22 protein-coding genes are annotated in these 23,617 nt (G+C 73.0%); 7 read left to right on the top strand and 15 right to left on the bottom strand.

Annotation, left to right across the window (positions count from 1 at the left end):
- Window positions 1-17 precede the first annotated feature (17 nt).
- From NBM05_RS13295 to NBM05_RS13330, 8 genes are all read right to left on the bottom strand, one after another.
- Window positions 18-1,220 carry an MFS transporter gene (locus NBM05_RS13295; RefSeq protein ID WP_254168406.1) on the bottom strand — a complete coding sequence of 401 codons (1,203 nt, stop codon included), beginning with the start codon at window positions 1,218-1,220 and terminating at the stop codon, window positions 18-20.
- A complete protein-coding gene (locus NBM05_RS13300) occupies window positions 1,217-2,848 on the bottom strand; it encodes an amidohydrolase (protein ID WP_254168408.1) in 1,632 nt (543 codons plus the stop codon). Before NBM05_RS13300 ends, NBM05_RS13295 begins: the two co-directional genes overlap by 4 nt.
- Window positions 2,849-2,965: 117 nt before the next feature.
- Window positions 2,966-3,529: a GNAT family N-acetyltransferase gene (locus NBM05_RS13305; protein ID WP_254168410.1), complete on the bottom strand. Its 564-nt coding sequence runs from the start codon at window positions 3,527-3,529 to the stop codon at window positions 2,966-2,968.
- Window positions 3,530-3,537: 8 nt separating this feature from the next.
- The gene (locus NBM05_RS13310; protein WP_254168413.1) at window positions 3,538-4,407 is read right to left on the bottom strand and encodes a class I SAM-dependent DNA methyltransferase; all 870 of its coding nucleotides are present in this window, start codon (window positions 4,405-4,407) and stop codon (window positions 3,538-3,540) included.
- A 5-nt stretch (window positions 4,408-4,412) separates the two neighbouring features.
- A complete protein-coding gene (locus tag NBM05_RS13315; RefSeq protein WP_254168415.1) occupies window positions 4,413-6,092 on the bottom strand; it encodes a sensor histidine kinase in 1,680 nt (559 codons plus the stop codon).
- Window positions 6,092-6,847 (bottom strand): response regulator transcription factor, encoded by a 756-nt coding sequence (locus NBM05_RS13320; RefSeq protein WP_302184014.1) that lies wholly within the window; start codon window positions 6,845-6,847, stop codon window positions 6,092-6,094. Before NBM05_RS13320 ends, NBM05_RS13315 begins: the two co-directional genes overlap by 1 nt.
- Before the next feature lie 121 nt (window positions 6,848-6,968).
- Window positions 6,969-8,099 (bottom strand): dioxygenase family protein, encoded by a 1,131-nt coding sequence (locus NBM05_RS13325; RefSeq protein WP_254168417.1) that lies wholly within the window; start codon window positions 8,097-8,099, stop codon window positions 6,969-6,971.
- Window positions 8,100-8,285: 186 nt separating this feature from the next.
- Window positions 8,286-8,639 (bottom strand): ribbon-helix-helix protein, CopG family, encoded by a 354-nt coding sequence (locus NBM05_RS13330; protein ID WP_254168419.1) that lies wholly within the window; start codon window positions 8,637-8,639, stop codon window positions 8,286-8,288.
- 464 nt (window positions 8,640-9,103) lie between these two features.
- On the opposite strand from NBM05_RS13330, the gene NBM05_RS13335 reads away from it, so the two are divergent.
- Complete coding sequence (locus NBM05_RS13335; RefSeq protein WP_254168421.1) at window positions 9,104-10,834, top strand: (2,3-dihydroxybenzoyl)adenylate synthase; 1,731 nt, start codon at window positions 9,104-9,106, stop codon at window positions 10,832-10,834.
- A gap of 52 nt (window positions 10,835-10,886) precedes the next feature.
- Here the strand turns inward: NBM05_RS13335 and NBM05_RS13340 are convergent, their stop codons facing one another.
- The 7 genes from NBM05_RS13340 to NBM05_RS13370 all read right to left on the bottom strand — a co-directional run bounded on the left by NBM05_RS13340 (window position 10,887) and on the right by NBM05_RS13370 (window position 16,155).
- A complete protein-coding gene (locus NBM05_RS13340; protein WP_254168423.1) occupies window positions 10,887-11,108 on the bottom strand; it encodes a phosphopantetheine-binding protein in 222 nt (73 codons plus the stop codon).
- A gap of 185 nt (window positions 11,109-11,293) precedes the next feature.
- Window positions 11,294-12,340 (bottom strand): LLM class flavin-dependent oxidoreductase, encoded by a 1,047-nt coding sequence (locus NBM05_RS13345; RefSeq protein WP_254168425.1) that lies wholly within the window; start codon window positions 12,338-12,340, stop codon window positions 11,294-11,296.
- Window positions 12,341-12,396: 56 nt separating this feature from the next.
- Window positions 12,397-12,621, bottom strand: a complete 225-nt coding sequence (locus tag NBM05_RS13350; RefSeq protein ID WP_254168427.1) for a tautomerase family protein — start codon at window positions 12,619-12,621, stop codon at window positions 12,397-12,399.
- Window positions 12,622-12,625: 4 nt separating this feature from the next.
- Window positions 12,626-14,107, bottom strand: a complete 1,482-nt coding sequence (locus NBM05_RS13355) for an aldehyde dehydrogenase (RefSeq protein ID WP_254168429.1) — start codon at window positions 14,105-14,107, stop codon at window positions 12,626-12,628.
- Window positions 14,100-14,957 (bottom strand): alpha/beta fold hydrolase, encoded by an 858-nt coding sequence (locus tag NBM05_RS13360; RefSeq protein ID WP_254168431.1) that lies wholly within the window; start codon window positions 14,955-14,957, stop codon window positions 14,100-14,102. Before NBM05_RS13360 ends, NBM05_RS13355 begins: the two co-directional genes overlap by 8 nt.
- Window positions 14,954-15,505, bottom strand: coding sequence for an amino acid synthesis family protein (locus NBM05_RS13365; protein ID WP_254168432.1), 552 nt, complete (start codon window positions 15,503-15,505; stop codon window positions 14,954-14,956). Before NBM05_RS13365 ends, NBM05_RS13360 begins: the two co-directional genes overlap by 4 nt.
- On the bottom strand, window positions 15,502-16,155 hold the full coding sequence (locus tag NBM05_RS13370; RefSeq protein ID WP_254168434.1) for an amino acid synthesis family protein: 654 nt from the start codon (window positions 16,153-16,155) through the stop codon (window positions 15,502-15,504). The genes NBM05_RS13365 and NBM05_RS13370 overlap by 4 nt, the downstream gene beginning before the upstream one ends.
- Window positions 16,156-16,282: 127 nt before the next feature.
- Between NBM05_RS13370 and NBM05_RS13375 the strand changes: the two genes are divergently transcribed.
- The 6 genes from NBM05_RS13375 to NBM05_RS13400 all read left to right on the top strand — a co-directional run bounded on the left by NBM05_RS13375 (window position 16,283) and on the right by NBM05_RS13400 (window position 23,594).
- Window positions 16,283-17,260: a flavin reductase gene (locus NBM05_RS13375; protein ID WP_254168436.1), complete on the top strand. Its 978-nt coding sequence runs from the start codon at window positions 16,283-16,285 to the stop codon at window positions 17,258-17,260.
- Between the two features lie 413 nt (window positions 17,261-17,673).
- A complete protein-coding gene (locus NBM05_RS13380) occupies window positions 17,674-19,362 on the top strand; it encodes a BCCT family transporter (RefSeq protein WP_254168450.1) in 1,689 nt (562 codons plus the stop codon).
- A 169-nt stretch (window positions 19,363-19,531) separates the two neighbouring features.
- Window positions 19,532-20,215: a GntR family transcriptional regulator gene (locus tag NBM05_RS13385; RefSeq protein ID WP_254168438.1), complete on the top strand. Its 684-nt coding sequence runs from the start codon at window positions 19,532-19,534 to the stop codon at window positions 20,213-20,215.
- 395 nt (window positions 20,216-20,610) lie between these two features.
- Window positions 20,611-22,269 (top strand): RCC1 domain-containing protein, encoded by a 1,659-nt coding sequence (locus NBM05_RS13390; RefSeq protein ID WP_254168441.1) that lies wholly within the window; start codon window positions 20,611-20,613, stop codon window positions 22,267-22,269.
- 157 nt (window positions 22,270-22,426) lie between these two features.
- Entirely contained in the window at window positions 22,427-23,194 is a 768-nt protein-coding gene (locus NBM05_RS13395; protein WP_254168443.1) for a hypothetical protein, read from the top strand.
- A 13-nt stretch (window positions 23,195-23,207) separates the two neighbouring features.
- Window positions 23,208-23,594, top strand: a complete 387-nt coding sequence (locus tag NBM05_RS13400; RefSeq protein ID WP_254168445.1) for a hypothetical protein — start codon at window positions 23,208-23,210, stop codon at window positions 23,592-23,594.
- The last annotated feature ends 23 nt before the right edge of the window (window positions 23,595-23,617 follow it).

Raw genomic sequence — 23,617 nt, forward strand, 5'->3', positions numbered from 1 at the left:
GGTCTGCGGCGGGCGGCTCAGCCCCGCGGCGCCTCCCCGGCCGGCCGCAGCTGCGGGTGCCGGGTCAGCAGCATCGCGCACAGCAGCGCCACGACCAGGCTCACCGCGGAGACCACGATCATCGAGGTGAACCCGCCCGAGGCCTGCATGAGGACGCCCGCGACGATCGGCCCGAGGGCGAAGCCGCCGCCGATCATCAGGTTCGCCGTGTTCATGACCTGCGGCCCGCCGCCCAGGGCCGACATGGCCGAGAGCAGGTACGGCAAGACGAAGGTCCAGCCGAACTTGAACAGGATCGCGGCCACCGCGAAGCGCACCAGGGCCGGGCCGCCCAGCAGCACCAGCACCGCCCCGGCCATCACCACGAACCCGCCGAGCAGGAAGGCCCGGCGCCGCGGGTTCTCGCCCAGCACGGTGGCCAGCAGCGCCGAGGCGATGCCCGCGGCCGTGGCGATCGACAGCACGATGCTCGTGGCGCCCGGGGAGTTCCCCGCCCCGATCGAGACCTGGCCCATGAAGGACCAGATGCCGCTCAGCCCCACGTAGAACAGCACGATGGACACCAGGCCGGCCGCGAACGGCAGGACCTGGGAGCGGTCGAGCCGCCGCACCTGGCCCGCGTCGACCGAGAGGTCGAAGCCGCGCAGCAGCGGGATGAAGAACAGGCAGGCCACGCTCAGGCCCGCGAGCGTCCAGTAGATCGCCGAGACGTCCGCGTTGGCGTAGATCGCCGGGAAGACCGCGAGGATCAGGGCGCCCATGGCCAGCTGGCAGACCACGAAGACGCCGAAGGCGCGCCCGGGGTTCGCGGACCGCGGGCCCAGGGCCAGCAGCACCACGGTGATGGATCCCGCCGCGAGGGAGGTGACGACGCGGACCACCAGCAGCGCCCCGAAGTCCGGGATGAACCCCGAGGCGACGTTGCCCGCGATGACGAGGACCGTGCACACCGTGACCGCGAGCCGCAGCGGGACCCGGGTCAGCCAGAAGTAGGCGGGGACGGTCGTGAGGCTGAAGGCGCCCAGCTCGCAGGAGAAGAGCAGGCCGACCTGGGCCGGTCCGAGCCCGTACTTGGTGATCAGTGGCAGCGCGATGACCGGCGCGACCAGCAGGACGGTGTAGAGCACCGAGGAGAACACCCCGGTGAACAGGTAGATCCGCCGGCTGGCGGAGTCGTGCCCGCCGCGGGTCTCGGCGCGGGGGGATTCGCCGAGCGTCATGACGCTGACCTTTCGTGGACGAGGCGGCCGGCGAACCACGTGGAGTCCACGGGCAGGTCGGTGAGGCGCTCCAGGTCCGCCGACCACGGGTCGACGGGGAGCGAGACGAGGTCCGCTGACTTGCCGAGGCCGAGGTCGCCCGCGACGTCGTCGACGCCGATCGCCCGGGCCGCGGCCACGGTGTAGGCGCGCAGGGCCTCGTCGCGGGTGATCGCCTGTTCGGGCCAGAGCGTGCCTGGGAAGGCCCCGCTCGGATCCCGGCGAGTGACCAGGCCGTACACTGCGGAGAAGACCTCCGGGGTGGTGCTCACCGGCCAGTCGGAGCCGCCGGCGATGGTCGCCCCGGCGTCGAGGAGGGAGCGGTTGGGCTGCATCCTGGTCGCCCGCTCGGCGGGCAGGACCGTGGCGATGGCCTCGGGGATGACGCCGGGGAACCACAGGGCCGGGGAGATGTCGGCGACGACGCCGGTCCGGGCGAACCGCGGGACGTCCCCGGCGGCGACGAACTGGCCGTGGGCGATCTGCCACCGCGCCCCGCGGTACCCCTCCGCGCAGAGGGCCTCGGCGGCGTCGAGCACCATGTGCACCGAGGCGTCGCCCGTGCAGTGGATCTTGGCCCCGATCCCGCGGCGGGCCGTGGTCCGCATCCACTCGGTGAGCTCCTCCTGGGTCATGGACGGCTCGCCGCGGGTCGTGTGGCCACACGGGTCCGGCAGGTAGGGCTCCAGGAAGGCGCCGGTGCGGGAGGGCGGGACGCCGTCGAGGAAGATCTTGATGAAGTCCGGGCGGTGGTGGCGGCTCGCGGTGCCCTCGCGCTCGGCGATGATCGCCTCGCCCAGCGGCTGGACGCCGAAGATGAAGTCGTTGGCCAGCATGCTCGTCACGACCCAGGCGTGCAGCCGCCCCTCGTCGTCGAGGTGCTTCAGCGCCCGCATCAGCTGGGCCGACGCCGCCGCGTCCTGGAACGCCGTGATCCCGTAGGAGTGCAGCATCCCGATCGCGCGCTCGCTGGACTCGGTGAGCCGCTCGGCCCACCTCGGCTCCTCGCGCTGGAAGGCCCGCTCGACCATCAGGCCACCGGCCTCGAGCAGGACGCCGTTGGGCTCGCCCGCGGTCCGCAGGATCTCGCCGCCCGGGGGGTTCGGCGTCGAGGCGTCGATGCCGGCCCGGCGCAGGGCCTCGGAGTTGGCGAAGCGGTTGTGCTTCGAGTCGTCGCGCAACATCAGCGGCCGCCCGGCGGTGACCTCGTCGAAGCGCTCGCGCACGCCCGGGGCCTGGAGCTGCTCGTGCAGCCCCGAGCCCCAGCTGCCGCCGATGATCCAGCCGCTCTCCCCGGAGCCCTCGATGTAGCGACCCAGGGCGGCGAGGATCTCGTCGAGGCTCGCGGTCGGGGCCGTCTGGAACTCGAAGAGGTCGATCTGCCCCGCGACCGCGTGGTGGTTGTGGACGTCGATGAGACCGGGCATCGCGAACGGCCCGAGGTCCACCACCTCGGCGCCGCCCTTCATCGCCTCGGCGCGCTCGCCGTGGGCGACGACGCGGCCGTCCTCGACGGCCAGGGCGCCGACGCGGCCGACGGCTGGGTCGAGGGTCTCGATCTGACCGGCGGTGAATACGGTGACGGGCATGCTCACTCCTTCGCGACGGGGCGTGTCGATTGCCACCAGTCTGGACGTGATGCGCGTCTCAGGGGTTGCCCCCGGGTGCGGGGTTCTTGTCGGACGGTGCGGTGCGGTCTCGGCCCCTCACCAGGGCGTCCCGCGGAGGTCGACGACGCCCCGCGGCCACTCGGCGACCCCGCGGGTCACCGGCAGGATCATGATCGGCGCCCCGGCGGGCACGTAGACCTGGCGCCCGGTGGCCCGGGAGAGCGACCGCTCGGCCGCCGCGATCCGGTGCCACCCCTCCGACTCGTAGAACGGGACGACGCCCTCCCGGCACCCGAGGTAGCCGAACTCGACCCGCGGCGTCTCCCGCATCGCGCGGTGGGTGTGCAGCAGCAGGATCCGCCCGATCCCGGTCCCGCGCGCGGCCTCGGTGATGAGCACCCCGCCGGTCCCGGCCACGTGGACGGTGCGGTGCCCGACCGCGATGGTGCGCTGCTGGAACCCCGCGTGGCCGAGCAGGTCGGCGTCGCGGTAGACCAGGACGTGCACGTCGGCCGGCGAGTAGCCGTAGGGTCGGTGCGGCGTCCAGGCGCCGTGGGTGTGGCGGTACTCCGCGTCGAAGAGCCGCCCGAGGTGGCTCAGGTGCGCCCGGGTGAGGAATCCGTGGTCGACGATCTCGACGTCGAGTCGCTCATGCTCCATGGGACCGTTCAGCTCCTCCGGCGGCGGCCGCGCCACCCGTGGCCGCCGCGCGTCCGGGGTTCGCCGCGCTCCCCGGGGTCCACCGCGCCGCCCGTAGCCACCGCTTCATCCGGGTCCGCCGCGCGTCCGGGGGCCGCGGCCAGGACGGACGCGTGGGGCCGGGCCCCCTTGGGCACCCGGTGCCCGACCTCGAGCACCTCGAGCCCGGCCGCCTCCACGAGGCGCGCGAGCCGCTCCCGGGGCCACCGGTAGGCCGTGGTTACGGCGTGGGGGAAGGGCTCGACGTCGTCCCCGTCGAAGAAGCCGAGCAGCAGCCGCCCGCCCGGGGCGAGCGCGTCGGCCAGCGTCTCCAGCGCGGCGGGCAGGTGCGGGGGCCGCAGGTGGATCAGCGAGTACCAGGCGAGGACGCCGCCGTACCGGCCGGGGGCCTCGGCGAGGGCCGCGACGTCGCCGAGCAGGAACTCCGCCTGGGGATGCGCCCGGCGGGCGATCTCGACGAACCTGGGCGAGGGGTCGTAGCCGAGGACGCGGTGGCCGCGCTCGGCGATGAAGCCCGCCCAGTGGCCGGGGCCGCAGCCGACGTCGCAGACCGGGCCCGCGACGTCGTCGGCGAAGCGGGCGATCAGGGCGCGGTCCTCGGGCGCCATGGCCTCGACGCTGCCCAGCAGGCCGGCGTACTCGTCGGCGCGGGCGGTGTAGGCGGCGGCGACGTCGGGGGTCGCGTCGGCGTGCGGGGCCGCATCGGCACGCGGCGCGGGTCGTGGGTGGCGACCGCCCTTGATCCGGGGGCCCTCGTCCGCGCGGCGGGTCCCCTCTGCCTGGCGGTTCCTCTCGGCGCGGCCGTTCTCCGCCGCGCGGCTCGCGTGGCGATCGCGCATCGCGCTCACCTCTCCTCCCCGTGCGCGGGATTCACCCGCTCCCCGGTGGGCCCCGGCGTCGGCCGGCCCGTCCCGCCGGGAGCGCCCGCCTCGTCGGCGACCGTCGCCCGGCCCCGTTCTCCGGCACCCGACGCTCGGCCCGGCCCTTCGGCACCCGGTGCTCGGCCCGGTCCTTCGGCGTCGGCCGCCCGGCCCGGCCCTCCGGCGCCCAGCAGCGGTAGCCGCACCGAGAACGCGGTGCGCCCGGGCCGCGAGGCCACCTCGATCCGGCCCCCGTGGTTCTCCACGATGGCCTTGACGATGGCCAGTCCCAGGCCGGTGGTCCCGGCCTCCCCCGAGCGGGCCCGGTCGGCCCGCGCGAAGCGGGAGAAGACCTCCGGCAGGAACCCGGGGTCGATGCCGGGGCCGTCGTCGGTCACGCTCAGCACCGCCTCGCGCTCGCCCGGCGCGAGCGTCAGGGCGGTGGTCACCAGCGTACCCTCGTCGGTGTGCTTGCGGGCGTTCGAGAGCAGGTTCAGCAGCACCCGCTGCAGCTGCCGCGGGTCGCCGCGGACGGTCACCGGCTCGTCCGGCAGCTCGAGCACCCAGCGGTGCTTCGGCGCCGCGACCTGCAGGTCCGTCACGTTCTCCACGACCAGCTCCGTCAGGTCCACCTCCTCCGCGGCCGGCCGGTGGTCCTCGTCCAGCCGCGCGAGCAGCAGCAGGTCCTCGACCAGGGCCGCCATCCGCTGGGCCTGGGTGTCGATCCGGCTGAGGGACACGACGCCGTCGTCGCTGAGCCGCTCGGTCCACCGCACCAGGTCCGAGTAGCCGCGGATCGCCGCGAGCGGGGTCCGCAGCTCGTGCGAGGCGTCCGCGACGAACTCCCGCACCCGGTCCTCCGAGCGCTGGCGGGCGGTCAGCGCGGCGTCGACGTTGCCGAGCATCCGGTTCAGGGCGTGCCCGACGGCGCCCACCTCGGTCCCGGGGCGCGCGTCCTCGGGCGCCACGCGGGACTCGGCCGGCAGCTGGCCCGAGCCCAGGTCCAGCCGCGAGACGCCGGTGGCCACCGCGGAGACCCGCTCGAGCGGCTTCATCGTCCGGCGGATCGCGACCGAGCCGAGGAGCCCCGCGAGCAGCAGCGCCGCCCCCGAGACCCCCGCGGTGATGAGCAGCAGCGAGGTCAGCGTCCGGTGGATCCCGGACAGGGGGAGGCCGGTGACCACGGTCGCGCCCGAGGCGTCGGTGTCCGCGACCACGAGGTAGTCCCCGGCCGAGAGGTCGATCTCCGAGGGGTCGGCGCCGGGCTCCAGGGCGGCGAGCTCGGACTCGTCGCCGGCCGTGAGGTCCACCGTGTCGCCGCTGGTGTCCAGGAGGCCGCCGACCACCAGCTCGCCGTCCGCGAAGCGCGCGTTCAGCGTCCCGGCGGCCTGCCCGGGCGCGTTCAGGGGGTTGGGCGCGTCGGAGCGCTCCCGCGCCTCGGGGCCGGGCCCGCGGAAGCTGGTGGCGCGGTCCGAGGCCTCGGTGAGCTGGGAGCGCAGCTGGGCGGTCAGGGAGGCGTTCGTCGCCGCGTAGCTCACGGCGCCGATCGCCAGGCAGGCGAGGCCCAGGAAGGCCAGCAGGATCGCGATGAGGCGGGTGCGCAGGCGCCAGCGGCCGGACCCGAACGCGCTGTGGCCGGCAGTGGGGCGCTCGGCGTCGATCATCAGGAGACGGGCTTGATGACGTAGCCGACCCCGCGCACGGTGTGGATCATCGGCTCCCGGCCGGCGTCGATCTTCTTGCGCAGGTAGGAGATGTAGAGCTCCACGATGTTGGCCTGCCCGCCGAAGTCGTAGTTCCACACGTTGTCCAGGATCTGCGCCTTGGAGACCACGCGGCGGGGGTTCTCCATGAGGTAGCGCAGCAGCTCGAACTGCGTGGCGGTCAGCTGGACCTCCTCCCCGTCCCGGGTGACCTCGCGGCTGCCCTGGTGCATCACCAGGTCGCCCACGACCAGCTCGTCCTCGTCCATCGCCGCGACGCCGGAGCGCTGGACCAGCCGGTGCAGCCGGATGATGACCTCCTCCATCGAGAAGGGCTTGGTCACGTAGTCGTCCGCGCCGGCGGCCAGGCCGCGGATCCGGTCGTCCACGGACTCCTTGGCGGTCAGGAACAGGCAGGGGACCCCCGGGGCGAAGCGGCGGATGCGGCTCAGCAGCTCGACGCCGTCGAACCCGGGCATCATGATGTCCAGGACCAGCACGTCGGGGCGGAACTCGCGGGCGGCGTCGAGCGCGCTGGGGCCGTCGCCGGCCTGGCGGACCTCCCAGCCGGTCATGCGCAGCCCGGCGCCGATCAGCTCGGCGAGCATGGCCTCGTCGTCGACGACGAGCGCGCGGATGCGGCTGCCGTCCGGGTGCTGCAGGGACGGCAGGCTCCTGGCGATCTCCGCGGCCGAGGCGGAAGAGTTCTGGCTCATGGTTCACACACTATTCGTCGAGTGGTCGATGGTCATCGCACGAACGGCCCGGGCGGGCCGGGGCGTTGCGGGTCGGACTGGGGCGGTGGGGGTCCGGCCGGGGTGGCGCGCAGCCGGCGTCTCACTGCCCGCCGCCGGGCATCCCGCCCGCGGGCGGCTCGCCGCCCCCGCCGCCCGGCATCCCGCCCATGGACGCCTGCTCGGGCTCGGTGCTGGTGTCGATCGGCACGTCGATGCTGACCGTGTACCCCGATGACGAGTCGCCGGTGACCGCCGCGAGCTGGAGGTCCCACCCGTCGGAGAACACGTTGTCCGACTCGAGGGAGCCCTGGGAGAGGTTGGTGGCCGAGTCGCCGTAGGCGGAGTCGGCGTAGACCTGCGCGCAGACCTCCTGCGGCAGGGCGATCTGCGAGGTCAGGATCGCGTTGGACGCGTCGGTGATCGAGGCGACGTCGGGGAAGACCTCGAAGTGGATGTGCGGCCACCGGCCCGAGTAGCAGCCGGGGAAGATCGAGGTGAAGGTGACCGTGCCGTCGTCGCCCACCACCTGGACGCCGCGGAGGTAGGTCTCCTCGGTCAGGCCGTCGGCGTACATGGAGTAGTTGCCCTCGGCGTCGCAGTGCCAGACGTAGACGGCGGCGCCGGTGAGCGGGCCGTCGTCGTTGACCATGTCCACGATGTTCATCCGGAGGGTCATCGCCGCGCCCGCGGCGGTGGCCCCGCCGTCGATGCTCGAGCGGATGTCGCTGCGCTCGACGCCGCTGATCTCCAGCACGTCCTCGCCGTTGGAGCCGTCGCCGGGGTAGGGGCCCGCGGTCTCCTGGGGCATCTCCTCGTCGTAGTCCTGGGTCGCGGTGGCGCTGGGGGAGGCGCTCGACGCCGAGGGGCTGGCCTCGGCGGTCGTGTCGGAGGAGGTCTCCTCCTGGGTCGAGCAGGCGGCCAGCAGCAGCGCCCCGGCCCCGGCGCCCGCGACGCCCAGGACCCGGCGCCGGTCCAGCAGCGTCCCGAGGTCGAAGCGCAGCCCCTGGTCCTCGACGTCCTCGTCCTGGCGGTCCAGGACGCGGCCCTCGAAGGTGCGCACGGGCTCCTCCGCCGCGGCGCGGGACCCGACGCCGCCGGAGCGGGATGCGGCACCGCCCGGAGGGGTCCCGGCGGGGTCGCCCGGGCGGGAACCCTCGGCGCGGCCCTCGCCATGCTCGGAGGCGGCCGGGAAGGGGCGCGGGCTGCGTCGGCGGGAGAAGAGGGGGCTCATGACGGGGTCCTTTCGGTCGGCGAGGAGGCGGCGGATGCGACCCGGCGGCCAGATGTGTCCGGGGCGGCGCGCCCGGCGTCGTTCACCGGGCGCTCGTCCGCCGCCTCCTCCTGACCCGACTCTAGGAACCCCTCTTAGCGCCCGTCCCTGCGGCGGCTATGACCCGGCTGTGAAAGGGGGCGCGATTCAGGACGACTGGTCCAACGCGTCGATCTGGCGGGCGACGAGTTGGCGAATGACCTCCGACTTGGGCCGTCCGCTCTCCCGGGCGACGCGGTCGACCGCCGCGTTCAGATCCTCCGAGACGCGGAGGTTCCACCGGGGCGAGGCACCCGTGACGGTGCTGGAGGTTCCCGCGAGCCTCGGGCGACCTCGGCGCATTATTTCGTCCGGATCGTCAGTTCCGATCGTCTCTCGGAACAGCGCGAGCGCCGCTCTTCGAGCTGCCTCGCCGGTGAGCCGGGGACCGGCGGGAGCGAGGTCGCCTGCTTCGGCATCGTCGGCCAGCTGTTCGTAGTAGCGCTCGCCAGGGATGGTCATGATGGGTCCTTCCTGTCTCTATCGCGTGGTACACCAGGATGGTGTCACTCGAGATCGAGGCGATCACTTCGACCAGTCGATCGGTTTGGGCGTGGGGCGGCCCTATGAACAGCATGGCGCGTCTTCCATGTCGGTCCGTGAACGGCTGAGTCTCGTGCGCATGGGTCATGGCGTAGATCGCGTCGGTGCCGTCGATGCCGTGCCGCGCGGCGCTCCGCGTGAATTCGATGGGCATTCCATTATTGTGCGACAGAAACAGAAAAGACAAGGCGGCCTCACCCTCCGGAATTCTCCTGGGTCATCAGAGTGGTTTTCCGTAGATGAGAATCCTTCGTGACCGCCCCCTTCGGCGTATGAGAGGGTGGTGCAAGCATCGAAAGGGAAAGATAGGCTAACCTAAGCAACGCGCCTGGTGGGGAGCGAATCCGCCGGGCCGCACCCGCCCCGACCACCCCAGGAGCCCCATGCCCGTCCGCGAGTTCACGGAGTCCACCGCCCAAGCCGCCGAGCAGGAGGCCGTCCTGCCCAACGGCTTCCCGCCCGAGGCCGCCCGGAGGTACCGGGAGCTCGGCCTGTGGACCGGGCAGACCCACTGGGGCATGGTCGAGGAGACCATCCGCCGGCACCCGGACCGGCTCGCGGTGTCCGACGCCGCCCGCCGCCTCACCTACGCCGAGCTCGGCGACGCCGTCCGCACCGCCTCCGCGCACCTGGCCGCCGCCGGGGTCCGGAAGGGGGAGCGCGTCGTCGTGCAGCTGCCCAACGCCGCGGTGTTCCTGGACGTGGTCCTGGCGCTCTTCCGGCTCGGTGCCGTCCCGGTCTTCGCGCTGCCGGCGCACGGCCGGCTCGAGGTCGGGCACTTCTGCCGGATCGCCGAGGCGACCCACTACGTCGGCGCGCGCTCGGCCGGGGCGGACGCGGCCGCCGTCGTCGAGGGGCTGCGCGAGGAGCACCCCGGCGTGCGGATCGTGACCGTTGACCACCGCGCGGCGGACCCGTGGGCGGTCGAGAAGGGCGCATCTGCTGGCGCCGCCCCGTCCGCCGACACCGCCCCGTCCGCCGCGCCCTCCGGGATCGCGGTGCCGGAAGGCGCTGCGGCGTCCCCCCTCGAGGTCCCGCCCGCGGCCGACGTCGACCCCGCTGCGCTCGCCTTCCTCCAGCTCTCCGGCGGCACCACCGGCGTCCCCAAGCTGATCCCGCGCACCCACGACGACTACCTCTACTCCGTCCGCCGCAGCGTCGAGCTGTGCGACGTCCGGCCCGGCGACGCGATGCTCGTCGCCCTCCCGTGCGCCCACAACTTCACGATGAGCTCGCCCGGCATCCTGGGCGCGCTCCAGGTGGGCGGCGCCGTCGTCATCGCCCCCGACCCGAGCCCCGCCACGTGCCTCCGCCTGATCGCCGAGCACGGCATCACCCAGGCGGCGCTGGTCCCGCCGCTGCTGCTCTCCTGGCTCAACGCCCCGGAGCGCACGCGGCACGACCTCTCCTCGCTGCGCACCCTGTGGATCGGCGGCGCCAAGCTGAGCGAGAGCGTCGCGCGCCGGGTCGGGCCGGAGCTCGGCTGCGTCCTGCAGCAGGTCTTCGGCATGGCCGAGGGACTGGTCAACTACACGCGGCTCGACGACGCCGTGGACACCGTCGTCGGGACCCAGGGCGCGCCGATGTCCGAGCACGACGAGGTGAGACTCGTCGACGATCACGACCGCCCCGTCCCCGACGGCGAGCCGGGCCACCTCCAGACCCGCGGCCCCTACACGATCCGCCGCTACTACCGCGCCCCGGAGCACGACGCCCGCTCCTTCACCGAGGACGGCTTCTACCGCACCGGCGACATCGTCCGGCTGACCCCGGGCGGGTACCTCGAGGTGGTCGGCCGCGCGAAGGACCAGATCAACCGCGGCGGCGAGAAGGTGGCCCCCGAGGCCGTGGAGAACCAGATCCTGGCGCACGACGCCGTCCACGACGTCTCCGTGGTGGGCGTGCCGGACGAGGTGCTCGGCGAGCGGATCTGCGCCTACGTGATCCTCCGGCCCGCGGCGCGGGAGCAGGCGCCGACGCTGCCGCAGCTGCGCGCCTTCCTGCGCGGGCGGGGCCTGGCCCGGTTCGCGATGCCGGACCTGCTCCGCGTCGTCGAGGAGTTCCCCCAGACGGGGGTGGGGAAGGTCAGCAAGAAGCACCAGCGCGGGGCGTAGGGGCGGGCCGACGCCGCCGACCCGTCAGGCCGGGAGGCCGTCCTCGCCGTAGTCAGGCGCCCAGCAGTCGGTCCCAGGCCGCCAAGCGCGGGTCGTCGGCCAGGTCGGCGTAGTCCACCGAGTGGCCCGCGTCCTGGATGCGGCCCATGAGGCCCATGAGGCGGACCGAGTCCAGCCCCTGGTCAGTGAGGTCGACGTCGGGGTCGACCTGTTCCGGGGCGACCTCCAGGGCCGCGGCGATCTCGGTGCGGAGCTCTTCGACGATCTTCTGCATGGGTGGGTCCTCGTTCCCTCGGGGAATGACGCCCAGAGGGCGCCACATGACTATGGTTACCCTAACCTAACTCTCAAAGCAGGTCGACCTACTCGGGATGCGGGCCCCACGTGAACGGCCCGCCCGGTCATCACCGGACGGGCCGCGTCATCCGCCGGATGCGCTGTGCTCGGGAACGCCGCCCCTCACACGAACCGCGGCACCACCTCGTCGATGAACAGCTGCAGCGACCGCTTCTTCTCCTCGTGCGAGAGCGAGTTGTCGGTCCAGAAGGCGTACTCGTCGTAGCCCATCCGCTCGTACTCGCAGATGCGGGCGGTGACCTCCTCCGGGGTGCCGATCATCGCGTTGCGGTGGATCGCCTCGGGGGCGAACTCGGGGCGCTCGGCGAAGCGCTCCTCCGGCGTCGGCTCCAGGAAGCCGTCGACCGGGGCCTTCTTCCCGAAGGCCCACGCGGAGAACGTCCGGTAGAACCGGTTGATGGCCTCCGCGGCGGGCCGCCAGCCCTCGGGCTCGTCGGCGGGGTGGACGAAGGTGTGGCGCAGGACCATGATCTCGGGCCGCGACTCGACCTCCGGGTGGGCGGCCACCGCGGCGTCGAACTTCTCCTTGAGGTCCCGGACCTCCTCGTCGCCCTTCATCAGGGGCGTGACCTGGACGTTGCAGCCGTGGGCGACGGCGAAGTCGTGCGTCTCGGGGCTGCGGGCCGCGACCCAGATCGGCGGGGTGCGGTGACTGGCCGGCTTGGGGACGCTGGTGGAGACGGGGAACTGCCACAGCTCGCCGTCGTGGGCGTAGTCGCCCTCCCAGAGCTTGCGGACCGCGGGCACCAGCTCGCGCAGGTACCGGCCGCCCTCCTCGCCGGGCATGCCGCCGCCCAGGCGGTCGAACTCGAACTGGTAGGCCCCGCGGGCGATCCCGATCTCGGCCCGCCCGCCGCTGATCACGTCCAGCAGCGCCGTCTCGCCCGCCGCGCGGATCGGGGTCCAGAACGGGGCGATGATGGTGCCGGCGCCCAGCCTGATCCGCGAGGTCTTCGCGGCCAGGTAGGCCAGCTGCGGCATCGGGCTGGGGGAGGCCGTGTACTCCATCGAGTGGTGCTCCCCGATCCATACGGTGCCGAAGCCGCCCTCCTCGGCGAGCTGCACCAGCTCCACCAGGTTCTTCCAGTGCTCCTCGTGGGTGAGCGACTCGTCCCAGCGCTCCATGTGGATGAATAGCGAGAAACGCATTGCTGTCCTCCTCGTTCTGCTCGGTGCGGGGACGACGTCGTCCCCGGCGGAATGCGTCAGTGGGTTCCGGGCCCGGCGGCGTCGCCCGCCCCCGCGGCCCGTTCGGCGATGGTCTGGTTGGTCCGGGACCAGTGGGCGTGCGGGACCTCCCGCACGATCACCGTGATGTTCTCCGGCGCGGCGCCCACGGTGGACTCCGCGACGCGGTGGACGCCGTCGATCAGCGCCCGCAGCTGCTCCGGGCTCCGGCCCTCGGCGATCGAGATGTCGATGAGCGGCACGTCCCTACCCCCTCATCACGAAGGGGTCGGCGACGGGGCCCTCGTCGGTGTTGATCCAGATGCTCTTGAGCCGCGTGTACTCCTGCATCGACTCCAGGCCGTGCTCGATCCCCACGCCCGACTGCTTGAACCCCTGCCGCGGCGACATCGGCGACATCGCCCGGTAGGTGTTGACCCACACGGTCCCGGCCTCGAGGCGCTGGGACATCCGCATCGCCCGCTGCAGGCTGGAGGTCCACACCCCGGCGGCCAGCCCGTAGTCGGTGTCGTTGGCCAGGCGCAGCACCTCGTCCTCGGTGTCGAAGGGCATGATCGCCGCGACCGGGCCGAAGATCTCCTCGCGGCAGATCCGCATCTCGTTGGTCGTCTCCGTGAGCACGGTCGGCTGCAGGAAGTAGCCCGGGAGGCCGACGTCGGGCCGCTGCCCGCCGTAGCGCACCGTGGCGCCCTCGGACTCGCCGATCTCGATGTAGGAGCGGACCTTCGCCAGCTGGTCCTCGAAGGCCAGCGGGCCCAGCTCGGTCGCGTCGTCGAGCGGGTCGCCGATCCGGATGGTCGAGGCCCGCTCCGAGACCCGCTCCAGCAGCTCGTCGTAGACGCTGCGGTGGGCGAAGACCCGGCTGCCGGCGATGCAGGTCTGCCCGGCGGCCGCGAAGATGCCCGCGACCACGCCCATGGCCGCGTTGGCCACGTTCGCGTCCTCGAAGACGATGTTGGGGCTCTTCCCGCCCAGCTCCAGCGTGCAGCCGATGAACCGGGAGGCCGCCTGGGAGGCGATCGCGGACCCGGTGCGCGTGGACCCGGTGAAGGAGATCTTCGCCAGCCGCGGGTCGGCCACCAGCGCCGCTCCGGCCTCGGCGCCGAGCCCGGTCACCACGTTGATCGCCCCGGCCGGGTAGCCCGCCTCGTCGGCCAGCTCCGCCAGGCGCAGCACGGTCCGCGAGGTGTACTCGCTGGGCTTGATGACCAGCGTGTTCCCCGCGGCCAGCGCCGGCGCCAGTTTGGAGACCGTGAGCGTCAGCGGCGAGTTCCAGGGCGTGATGGCCCCGACGACGCCGAGCGGCTCCCGCTGCGTGAAGTTCAGGACCTCGGGCGAGCTGGTCGGGATCTGGGCGCCCTGCACCTTGTCGGCCAGCCCGGCGTAGTAGTACAGGTACTCGGGCAGGTTCTTCAGCTGCCCCGTCATCTCCCGCAGGAGCTTGCCGTTGTCCAGGCTCTCCAGGTAGGCCAGCTCCTCGGCGTGCTCACCCACGAGGTCGCCCAGGCGGCGCAGCAGGTGCCCGCGCTGGGTCGGGGTCTTGCGCGACCACTCGGGGGAGTCGAAGACGCGCTGGGCGGCGTCGACGGCGGCGCGGACGTCGGCCTCGTCGCCGCGGGCCGCCTCGTAGAGGGTCTCCAGGGTCGCGGGGTTGGTGCTCGGGAACCAGGTCCCGTTCGCCGGCGCGCGGTGCTCGCCGCCGATGAAGTGATCGAGCCGTTCAGTCATGACGGGCTCCTTCCGCTTCGGTGATCAGTTCGGTGAGCTCCCCGACGAGCGCGTCCGGCGCCTCGACGGGGAGCATGTGGCGGACCCCGGGGACCACGCGGCGTCGCGCGCCCCCGATGGAGTCGGCCAGTCGGTCGGTCATCTCCGGCGTGGACCCGGGGTCCAGCTCACCGGTGATGGCCAGGGTCGGGGCGGTGATCCGGGGCAGCTCGGGGGCCACCTCCCGGTCGCCGACCGCGAAGACGGCGTAGGCGTGCAGGTAGGACTCGACGTCGTTGGCCAGCAGCACCTCGCGGGTGCGGTCCCGGCGCTCGCGGTTGCCGGCGACGTCGCCGGGGAACCAGCGGTCCACGGCGCGCTCCATGCTGGCGCGGAAGTCGGAGCGGGCCGTCTCCAGCCGCCCCCGCACGGCCTCCGCCTCCTCCGGGGTGCGCGAGCACACTGCGCTGACGCAGGTCAGGCTGAGCACGCGCTCCGGCGCGGCGGCCGCGATCCGCTGGGCGATCAGCGCGCCCAGCGAGAAGCCCACCAGGTGCACGGGTCCCTCGGGGAGGCGGCCCACGACGTCGTCGGCGAGGTCCTGCAGCGTGACCGGGGAGGTCAGCGGCGGCTGGGCGCCGTGCCCGGGCAGGTCCAGGGCGAGGACCTCGCGGCCGGTCAGCCGCTCCTCGACGTCGGCCCACACGGTCCGGTCGAGGCCGACGCCGTGGAGCAGCACCACCGGCGCCGGGCCGGATCCCGCGGTCGCCCCGGCGTCCCGATGCCCGCCGGAGCGAGGGCCCGGCGCCGCGGCACCGGGTCCCGCGGCGTCGTGCGCCTCCTCGCCCACCCGCTCGGCCACCGGGCTCACGCCTCGGTGGACAGCGGGGCCAGGCGCTGCTGCGGGCGCCCCTGGGCCGCGGCGGCCAGGGCCACCAGGATCTCGTCCGGGTGCGGGGCGTCGGCCACGCGGACCTCGAGCGTCTGGTGGTGGGAGCGGATGGTCGCGTCGGTGAAGTGCTTGAGCGGGATGTCGAACACGGCCCCGGCCGCGGCGCGCTTCTCGACCGCCGGCAGCAGCGTCGTGGCCTGCGCGGCGTCGCGGAAGTGGTTGCCGAACTTCAGCGTGTGGATCAGCGCCGAGCCGTGCTCGACCTCCCCGTCCAGCCCCACGATGGCCGCCTTGCCGTAGGCCTCCAGCTCGGTGCCCAGCGCCTCCATGACTCGCGGGGCCAGCTCGGCGCCCAGGTCCGAGGCCACGGCGTCGATGCCCTCGGTGAGGTCCTCGACGAAGCCCTGGCCCTTCCAGGGGTTCTCGATCACGGCGGCGACGACGACGACGCGCGCCGGCGGGTCCACGGGACGCCCGCCCTCGCTGGTGATCTCCTCGGTCAGGGTGGTGATCTTTCGGATGTTCACGGCAGGAGTCCCTCCAGGATCTCGGTGGTGATGGGTCGGTCGGTGCTGCGGTCGCCGATCCGCGGGAACGGGCGCGGCCCGTCGGAGGCGGCGGCGATCACGCAGATCTCGTCGGCGCGCGGGGCGTCCGGGAGGTGGACCTCCATGGTCTGGTAGTGCTTGCGCGACGTCGCGTGGGTCTTGTGCCACAGCGGCACGCGCAGGTCGGTGCCCGGCTCGGCGCGGCCGTCCGCGAAGCACAGCACGGAGGTGCCCTCCAGCAGCTCGCGGACGATGTTGCCGAAGTAGGGGGTGTGGATCAGCGCGCCGGCGTGCTCGAGCTCGCCGTCGAGCCCCACGAGCGCCGCCTTGCCGAACGCCTCGATGCGCCCGACGCCGCCCAGGGCCTCGACCAGCCGGTCGGAGAGGATCTTGCCCAGGAGGGGCGCGATCCGCTCGGTGGCCGGCCCGAGGTCGCTCTCGGGCCCTTCGCCGAGCCAGGGATTGCGCAGCACGGCGACGGCCGCGGCCTGGCGGAGGGGGCGCTCGAGCGTCCGTCCCGCCTCGCGGCGCAGCTCGTCCCGCACGGTGGTGATCCGGCGGACGCCGCAGCGGGTCGCCAGCTCCTCGAAGGCGGTGGGCGAGGGTGGGCTCTCTAGCTTCTGTTGCATGCAAGGAACGTACGACAGTTCTCAGTCCCGTGTCAACGATTCTCCAAAACCGCAAGAAATCAGGGGTTTCTAGGAATGGCGACGGATCTGTTGACGACTGCGTCACACTCGTCCTACTCTTACTGGCATGCAACAGCAGGCGAGTTTTAGTATTCAGGATCACACCAAGCGGGTCATCGTCGACGCGTGGAGCGCCGCCTGGGACCAGGGGCGCGTCGACGCCTTCGACGAGATCGTCACCGAGGACTACGAGCGCCGGAGCACCAACTCCGGCCAGTCCACGAGCATCGAGGGGGTCAAGAGCGAGATCCTCGACATCCGCTCGGCGTTCCCGGACCTCGAGACGGTCGTCGACCGCATCCTCATCGAGGGCGACGAGGCGGCGGTCTACTGGCACTCCACCGGCACCTTCACCGAGCCCCTCAACGGCGTGCCCCCGACCGGGTCCACCGTCTCGACCCACGGCTCCAACTTCATCACCCTGCGCGAGGGCAGGGTCGCGAGCGAGGAGGTCACCTGGGACGCCCGCGCGCTGCTGGCCGACCTCGGTCTGAAGTCGCTGTCCTCCGCCTTCGAGACCCACGACGTCTCGCCGGTGGTCGACAACCTCAGCGGCAACCCCTCCCGCGAGGCGCTGAAGGCCTTCAACCGCCAGTTCATCACCGGCGTCACCGTGGTCACCACCAAGGACGAGGAGGGCCGACCCCGCGGTCTGGCCGTGAACTCCTTCAACTCGGTCTCCCTCGACCCGCCCCTGGTCCTGGTGTGCGTCCAGAAGACGTCCTCGACCTACCCCGCGATGTTCCGGGCCAAGCACATCGGCATCAACATCGTGAGCCGGGACCAGCGGGAGACGCTGGGGGTCTTCGCCTCCAAGGCGCAGGACAAGTTCGACCAGGTCTCCTGGCACGAGGGCGAATTCGGCACCCCGCTGATCGACGGATCCTCGGCCTCGATCGAGGTGGAGGTGAAAGAGCGCTTCCAGGCCCTGACCCACACCGTGTTCATCGGACGCGTGCGATCCGCCGAGGCGGGGGAGGATTCGCCTATGATCTACCAGGCAGGGAAGTTCTACGACAGCCTCGGGTTGGAGCCCCTGGACTGAGCGCCGGGCCGTCCCGTGCCCGGGCGGTACCCGACCCGGGCCACCCGGCCCGCGGACGCCCTCCGCACGGGCCGCCCCGGCCCCCATCCCGCATCCGCCACAGGACCGCGCGCGACCCCCGCGCCGCGTCGGCCCCGCCACCGCCGACCGGCCGCGCCCGCCCCTGTAAGGGGCCCGCACGACCGCCGGTCCCATCCCTGGACGGGGAACCCGTCCGCGGCAGCGAGCCCGTCCCCTCGAGCCCGCTCCCGCACACACCAGCACTGCACCCCGAAGTGGAGCACGTCATGCCCGATTCACCCCGACCCTCCGACGGCGGGACCCCCCGCCGGGTCCCCGTCGGGACCGCCCCCGATTCGCTCGAGTCAGCGCAGCGGCGCTGGCGCGAGGAGCCCGAGCTGCTCGGCCACGGCATGGACGCCCCGCCGGCGGACCAGGCCGCCCAGCAGCGCGCCCACGCGCTGCGCCACCGCCCCGGCGCCGTGTTCTACGGATCCATCGTCCTGGTGACGGCGTTCATCGCCTGGGCCGCGCTCTCCCCCGACTCCCTCGGCAACTCCATGACCTCGGCCATGAACTGGGTCGCCGGCAGCGTCGGGTGGACCTACCTGCTCGTGACCCTCGGCTGCATCCTCCTGATGCTCTTCCTGGCCTTCAGCCGCTTCGGCGGGGTGCGGCTGGGCAGCGACGCCGACCGGCCCGAGTTCAGCACCTGGGCCTGGCTCGCCATGATCCTCTCGGCCGTGATGGGCATCGGGCTGATCAGCTACGGCGTCGCCGAGCCCATCAGCCACTTCGCGGCCCCGCCGCACGGTCTCGCGGAGCCCGGGACCTACGACGCCGCGGTGCGCGCCCTGCAGTTCTCCTACTTCGACTGGGGCCCGCACGCCTGGGCCGTGTTCGGCGTCTTCGGTCTGGCCATCGCGTACTCCACGCACCGCCGCGGCAACACCGGCCTGATCTCGCCCATGCTGCGCCCCATCCTCGGCAAGTCCATGGACGGCTGGCTGGGGCACCTGGTGGACATCCTCGCGGTGATCGCCACCCTGTTCGGCACGACGACGTCGCTGGGCCTGGGCGCCTCGCAGATCTCCGAGGGCATGAACCGGGTCTTCGGAGTCCCCAACGAGCTGTTCGTGCAGATCGCGATCATCGTCGGCATCACCGTGGTCTTCACGCTCTCGGCGCTCTCGGGCGTCAACCGCGGCATCAAGTTCATCAGTCAGATCACCGCGGTGCTCTCCGTGCTGCTGGCCCTCTACGTCCTGGTGGTCGGGCCGACCGGGTTCATCGGCAACCTGTTCTTCCGCTCCGTGGGCCAGTACCTCAGCGACTTCTTCATGGTCAGCCTCATCACCCCGGTCTCGGCCGAGGACGTGCAGTGGTACCAGTCCTGGACCTACTTCATGATGGCCTGGTGGCTCAGCTGGGGAGCCTTCGTCGGGGTGTTCCTGGCGAAGATCTCCCGCGGGCGCACCATCCGCGAGTTCGTCTTCGGCGTGATGGGCGTGCCGAGCCTGGTGTTCTTCATCTGGTTCACCATCTTCGGCGGCGCGGCGATGAAGTTCGACATGGACGGGGACGGCTCGATCGGCCGGGCCGCGCTGGAGGACGTCAACTCGGCCTTCTTCGAGACCCTCGGCAACATGCCGCTGGTGGGCCTGACCTCGGTGGTCGCGATCCTGCTGGTCGTGCTGTTCTTCGTCTCGGGCGCGGACGCCAACACGTTCGTGCTCAGCATGCTCACCTCCCGCGGGGCCCTGGAGCCCAGCCGCCTGGTCCTGACGATCTGGGGCGCCCTGACCGGCGTCAGCGCGATCTTCCTCTTCCTGGTCGGCGGGCTGGGGGCGCTGCAGCAGGCCGCGATGATCTCCGCGCTGCCGTTCACGGTCGTCGTCGCGCTGCTGGGCATCAGCCTGATCAAGTCCCTCAAGGACGACCAGGAGTACGACTTCACGCGCCCGGTCCGGCGCGCCGACCTCGACACCGGCGTCCTGCGGGTGCAGAAGAAGGCGCTGCGGATGGACTTCAAGAACCCGCCCACCAGCAGTCTGGACGTGAACAAGATCAAGCGCGGGGCGGCCGAGCGGCCGGAGGGCTGAGCAACCGGCACCGTGGCCGCCGCCGGGGGCCCGGCGGCGGCGCCGCTCCGGCGGGCCACCGCCCGGCCCTCGGCCGGGGCCCCACGGCCTTCCCGCAGCCGCCCGCCGGGGTCCCTCCGGCGGGCGGTTTCGCACACCCCGCCCCTCGCCAGCGACCTAGGATATCGACATGACCTCACTGGATCACCTGCCGCACCTCCAGACCGGGCCCGCTCTGCTCGACGCCCTGCGCCGCAAGGTGCTGAGCGACGACGTCGAGCTCGGCGTCCCGCTCTCCGAGGCGCAGCTCGCGCAGGAGTTCGACGTCAGCCGCACCCCCATCCGCGAGGCCCTGCGTCAGCTGCAGGCCGAGGGCCTGGTGGAGATCCGCTCCAAGGTGGGCACCTTCATCCGGGAGCCGGACCACCGGGAGATGGCGGAGCTGTTCCAGATCAAGGGCAGCCTCGAGGGCCTCGCCGCGGGGCTGCTGGCCCAGCGCGGCCCGGTCGCCGAGCTGGACGCGCTGCGGGCCAACATCGAGGACTCGGAGCGGGCGGCCGCGGCCGGCGACGCCGAGCTGTACTCGCGCCTGGTCCACGAGTTCCACTGGACGATCGTGCAGGGCGCGGACAACCGGAAGCTCGTGGAGCACTACTCCCGGCTGATGAACCAGCTCGCGTACCACCGCCTGGTCCGGACCTCGCTCAAGCAGAAGGGCCGGATCCGCGCCTCCACGGGCGAGCACGAGCGGGTCCTGGAGCGCATCCTGGACAAGGACGCCGCGCGCGCGGAGATGATCATGCGCCAGCACGTGGCCGCCTCGGCGTCGTCGACCATCCACGAGCTCGCGATGCAGGCCGAGTCCGGGAGCTGATGCCTCCCCGATAAACCGCCGGCGTTACCTAATTCGGTCCTAGCGCCCCCAATCTCCCCTGCGCGGTACTCATCCGCGCGCCTTCGGGTCCCTAGCCGCCTCCGGTGGCGGCACTCTCGATACGGCCCTTCGCATCCCGCGAGGGGCCGTATCCGAGCAGGGGCACGGCGGGAGGAGATCTCATGGCACATCGGCGGCGCACGCTCGCGTCTTCCCGGGGGCGGGGGAACGCCTGGGACGCCGTGTCCGGCGGGGGGAGGGCCCGGGGCGTCCGGTTCGGCCGGGGGACCGACCGGGACGTCCGGTCCGGGCGAGGAAGCGCCCGCGGATCCGGCCGTGTCCACGCCCACCGGCCCGGCGCCCGGCGGTCTGGCCGGCGTCGTGCGGCCGCCTCCGTGGCGGGCATCGGCCTGGCCCTGATCCTGCTCGTCACGACGCCGGGCACCACGGCGGGCTTCCAGGACCGCACCTACGCGCGGGCGGGCCTGACCACCGAGGGCATGCCGCCGGTCGGCCCGGTCGGCCGCGACCAGTCGGCGGGCTCCACGCTGTACGTGACCCGCGCCGGCGACCTCTACGTCAGCGGCATGCGCAACTCCGGCGACGGCAACGGCAGCGGCTCGATCCCCGCCCAGGCGGACCCCACCCGGGTCAACTTCCCCGCCGGCGTGCGGATCGTCGACGCCGGCGGCAGCTCCAACGACTTCTCCTTCTCCGCCTCCACCTCCTACATGGCCCTGGACGACGCCGGCGGCGTCTGGACCTGGGGCAGCCCGTACGGCGGCAAGTCCTTGATCGGCCGCGGGAACATCGGCCGGACCGAGTCGCTGCGGGCCGGCCAGGTCACGCGGACCGCGGACGGTGGCCGGCTCCCGCCGATCGTGGGGATCGACCGCTCCGAGAACCAGTTCCTCGCCCTCGACGCCGAGGGTACGCTTTGGTCCTGGGGCTACGACGGCGAGAACCTGCCCCGCAGCTCCTCGTCCTCCGACCGGCAGCTGCCGGCCCGCTCCAACACCACCACCACGACCCACGGCCGGGGCGACTGCGACGGCCCGGGCGTCAGGTGGCACTCCGTCTGGGGCGGCAACAACGCCTCGGCGGCGGTGGCCACCAACGGCCTGATCTACTCGTGGGGCTTCGACAACGACAACGGCGTCGCCAACGGCCGGGACAACCAGCGCTGCCCGATCCTCAACGAGTCCGCCAACCGGGCCCTGTTCGAGGCGTACCCGGACCTCTACCGCACGAACTCCGGCGCGGTCTACGACGAGGACGCCCGCGAGCTGACCGGCTCCTCGCCCCGGCGGACCGAGGCCCTGCGCAAGGAGCGGTACGAGCAGATCGTGCGGGACATGCAGGGTCGGACCCTCGAGGCCTGCGCGGACGTGGCCCGCCGTTCCGGGCCGGACGAGGGCCCCTGCCCGGTCCGCTCCTTCGGCTACAGCGCCCGGGCACCGCGCCTGCTGCTGCAGAACGGCGACCTCTACACCTGGCAGATCAGCACCGAGGACGACTTCGGCGGCCCGTTCCTGGGTCGGATCCCCTCGGCGAACGACCCCTCCAGCTGGTGGCAGGACGGCTCGCGCTTCAAGCCCACGGTGGCCCTGCGGGGCGTCGCCTCCGTCTCGCCGGGGGTGTCCTCCGTGACGGCCCTGACGAGGTCCGGCGAGGTCTACGGGTGGGGTCGCAACAACGTCTGCCAGGCCGTCGGGGCGGAGACGGCGGGCCGCGGGTCCTGCGTCGGAGGGGCCGGCAACGGGGACGGCGTCGTCGTCCTCCCGCGGCGGGTCGCGGGCCTGGAAGGAGCCAGGATCGAGACGCTGTCCGCCACGCAGTGCGCCACCTGGGCGTTCGACGCCGAGGGCCGCGTCTGGGCCTGGGGCGCGGGGACGGCCACCGGCGCGACGTGGCGCTACTGCTCGGTGAACGGCGCGTCCTGGGGGTACGCGTCCACCGGCTACAAGATCTACGACGCCGTCCGCGCCACCCCCTCACGCCCCTTCGGCGAACCCGTCACGGACGCCGGGACCCCCACGCTCCGGGTCCGCTGAGCAGGCCGGATCCGCGGCGGCCGGCCGGGATCCCACGCCCGGGCCGGAGGGCCCGCGGCGAGCGGGTCCGGGCCCACCGCTCCCGGCGGAACCTCCGGCCGGGGTGGCCCGGACGTCCCGGGCCAGCATCGAGACCCATCATCGAAAGGAACGCACCTTGACCGACCAACCCTACGCATCGCACCACCCCGCAGCTCCCGAGGCCGACGGCCCGGGGGAGGGCGCGGCCCCGGGCCCCGGCCTCTCCGCGGCGGAGCAGCCGCGCCGCCGGCGTCGGCGGACCGGCCGCAAGCGCGCGGTCCTCGCCTCCGGGACCCTCCTGGGCGTGGCCGCGCTGATCACCGGCGCCGCCTTCACCGACTACGGCCTGCTGAACCTCGGCGGGAGCGGCGGCTTCGGCGGCGCCGGGAACGGCTACGACCTCAAGTTCTCCCGCGGCCAGGAGTCGCGGGTGGACGCGGTGGCCTCGTGGGTCGAGGCAAACCCGGACGCGGAGAGCGTCGCCCCCATCGAGGGCGCGGACCGGCTCGTCCCCGGCGGCGCGCCGGTCTACGTCAACCTGCCCGTCCTCAACGCCTCCCCGACCTTCGACTCCTCCCTCGAGCTGACCTTCGAGGACGTCTCCGAGACGGCCTCGGAGCCCCAGCAGAGCAAGAACGCCGCCTACGCCCGGCTCCTGCGCATCGACGTCGCCCAGGTCGACGACGCCGCCGCCACGGCCGGCGCCTGGACCTCCACCGCCCTGTCCCTCGGCCAGGACGGCAAGACCCCGCGGCTCAACCTCAACGACCTCGCGCCCGAGGCGGGCAGCATCGTCGTCGCCCGGGTCTATCTGGTCGACGGCCCGACCCAGGGGGAGACCAACGCTGCGAACGGCGGCGGGGTCGAGGTCCAGGCGCGCTTCGACGGCTCCTCGCGGAGCTGACGGGGTGGGGTCCATGCTGCACGCCATCGCCGGCTCGCCGCGCCGCGTCGTCCTCGTGCTGACGCTGCTGGCGGCGCTCCTCGTGCCGGGCACGGCCGCGCTGGCGGCGTACCTCCAGAGCATCTCGGCCGAGGCGGAGTTGACGGGAGCGGTGGACGTCGCGCAGGGACCGGACCCGGCCGACCAGCACGCCGCGCCCGAGGACCGGCGGATCCTCGCCGCCCCCGCGGGCCCCCCGGGGGCGTGGGGCCCCCCCGGGAACCCCCCCCGGGGGCCCGCGCCCGGGGGGGTGCTGCCCCCGCCGAGGAAGCCCGCCTGCCCGCTGGTGAGCGCGACGTACAGCAGCCACGGGACGAACGCCAGGTTCATGATCATGATCCACGGCAGCGTCATGAAGTAGTGGATCTCCGCGAAGCCCGAGGC

Origin of the sequence: Rothia santali, assembly GCF_024199905.1 — a bacterium.
GTDB lineage: Bacteria > Actinomycetota > Actinomycetes > Actinomycetales > Micrococcaceae > Rothia > Rothia santali.

Coding starts and splice junctions, on each gene's coding strand:
- NBM05_RS13295 (WP_254168406.1), bottom strand. CDS start 1,220: ATGACGCTCGGCGAATCCCCCCGCGCCGAGACCCGCGGCGGGCACGAC.
- NBM05_RS13315 (WP_254168415.1), bottom strand. CDS start 6,092: ATGATCGACGCCGAGCGCCCCACTGCCGGCCACAGCGCGTTCGGGTCC.
- NBM05_RS13310 (WP_254168413.1), bottom strand. CDS start 4,407: ATGCGCGATCGCCACGCGAGCCGCGCGGCGGAGAACGGCCGCGCCGAG.
- NBM05_RS13375 (WP_254168436.1), top strand. CDS start 16,283: ATGCAACAGCAGGCGAGTTTTAGTATTCAGGATCACACCAAGCGGGTC.
- NBM05_RS13335 (WP_254168421.1), top strand. CDS start 9,104: ATGCCCGTCCGCGAGTTCACGGAGTCCACCGCCCAAGCCGCCGAGCAG.
- NBM05_RS13320 (WP_302184014.1), bottom strand. CDS start 6,847: ATGAGCCAGAACTCTTCCGCCTCGGCCGCGGAGATCGCCAGGAGCCTG.
- NBM05_RS13355 (WP_254168429.1), bottom strand. CDS start 14,107: ATGACTGAACGGCTCGATCACTTCATCGGCGGCGAGCACCGCGCGCCG.
- NBM05_RS13305 (WP_254168410.1), bottom strand. CDS start 3,529: ATGGAGCATGAGCGACTCGACGTCGAGATCGTCGACCACGGATTCCTC.
- NBM05_RS13340 (WP_254168423.1), bottom strand. CDS start 11,108: ATGCAGAAGATCGTCGAAGAGCTCCGCACCGAGATCGCCGCGGCCCTG.
- NBM05_RS13400 (WP_254168445.1), top strand. CDS start 23,208: ATGCTGCACGCCATCGCCGGCTCGCCGCGCCGCGTCGTCCTCGTGCTG.
- NBM05_RS13380 (WP_254168450.1), top strand. CDS start 17,674: ATGGACGCCCCGCCGGCGGACCAGGCCGCCCAGCAGCGCGCCCACGCG.
- NBM05_RS13345 (WP_254168425.1), bottom strand. CDS start 12,340: ATGCGTTTCTCGCTATTCATCCACATGGAGCGCTGGGACGAGTCGCTC.
- NBM05_RS13385 (WP_254168438.1), top strand. CDS start 19,532: ATGACCTCACTGGATCACCTGCCGCACCTCCAGACCGGGCCCGCTCTG.
- NBM05_RS13370 (WP_254168434.1), bottom strand. CDS start 16,155: ATGCAACAGAAGCTAGAGAGCCCACCCTCGCCCACCGCCTTCGAGGAG.
- NBM05_RS13325 (WP_254168417.1), bottom strand. CDS start 8,099: ATGAGCCCCCTCTTCTCCCGCCGACGCAGCCCGCGCCCCTTCCCGGCC.
- NBM05_RS13330 (WP_254168419.1), bottom strand. CDS start 8,639: ATGACCATCCCTGGCGAGCGCTACTACGAACAGCTGGCCGACGATGCC.
- NBM05_RS13300 (WP_254168408.1), bottom strand. CDS start 2,848: ATGCCCGTCACCGTATTCACCGCCGGTCAGATCGAGACCCTCGACCCA.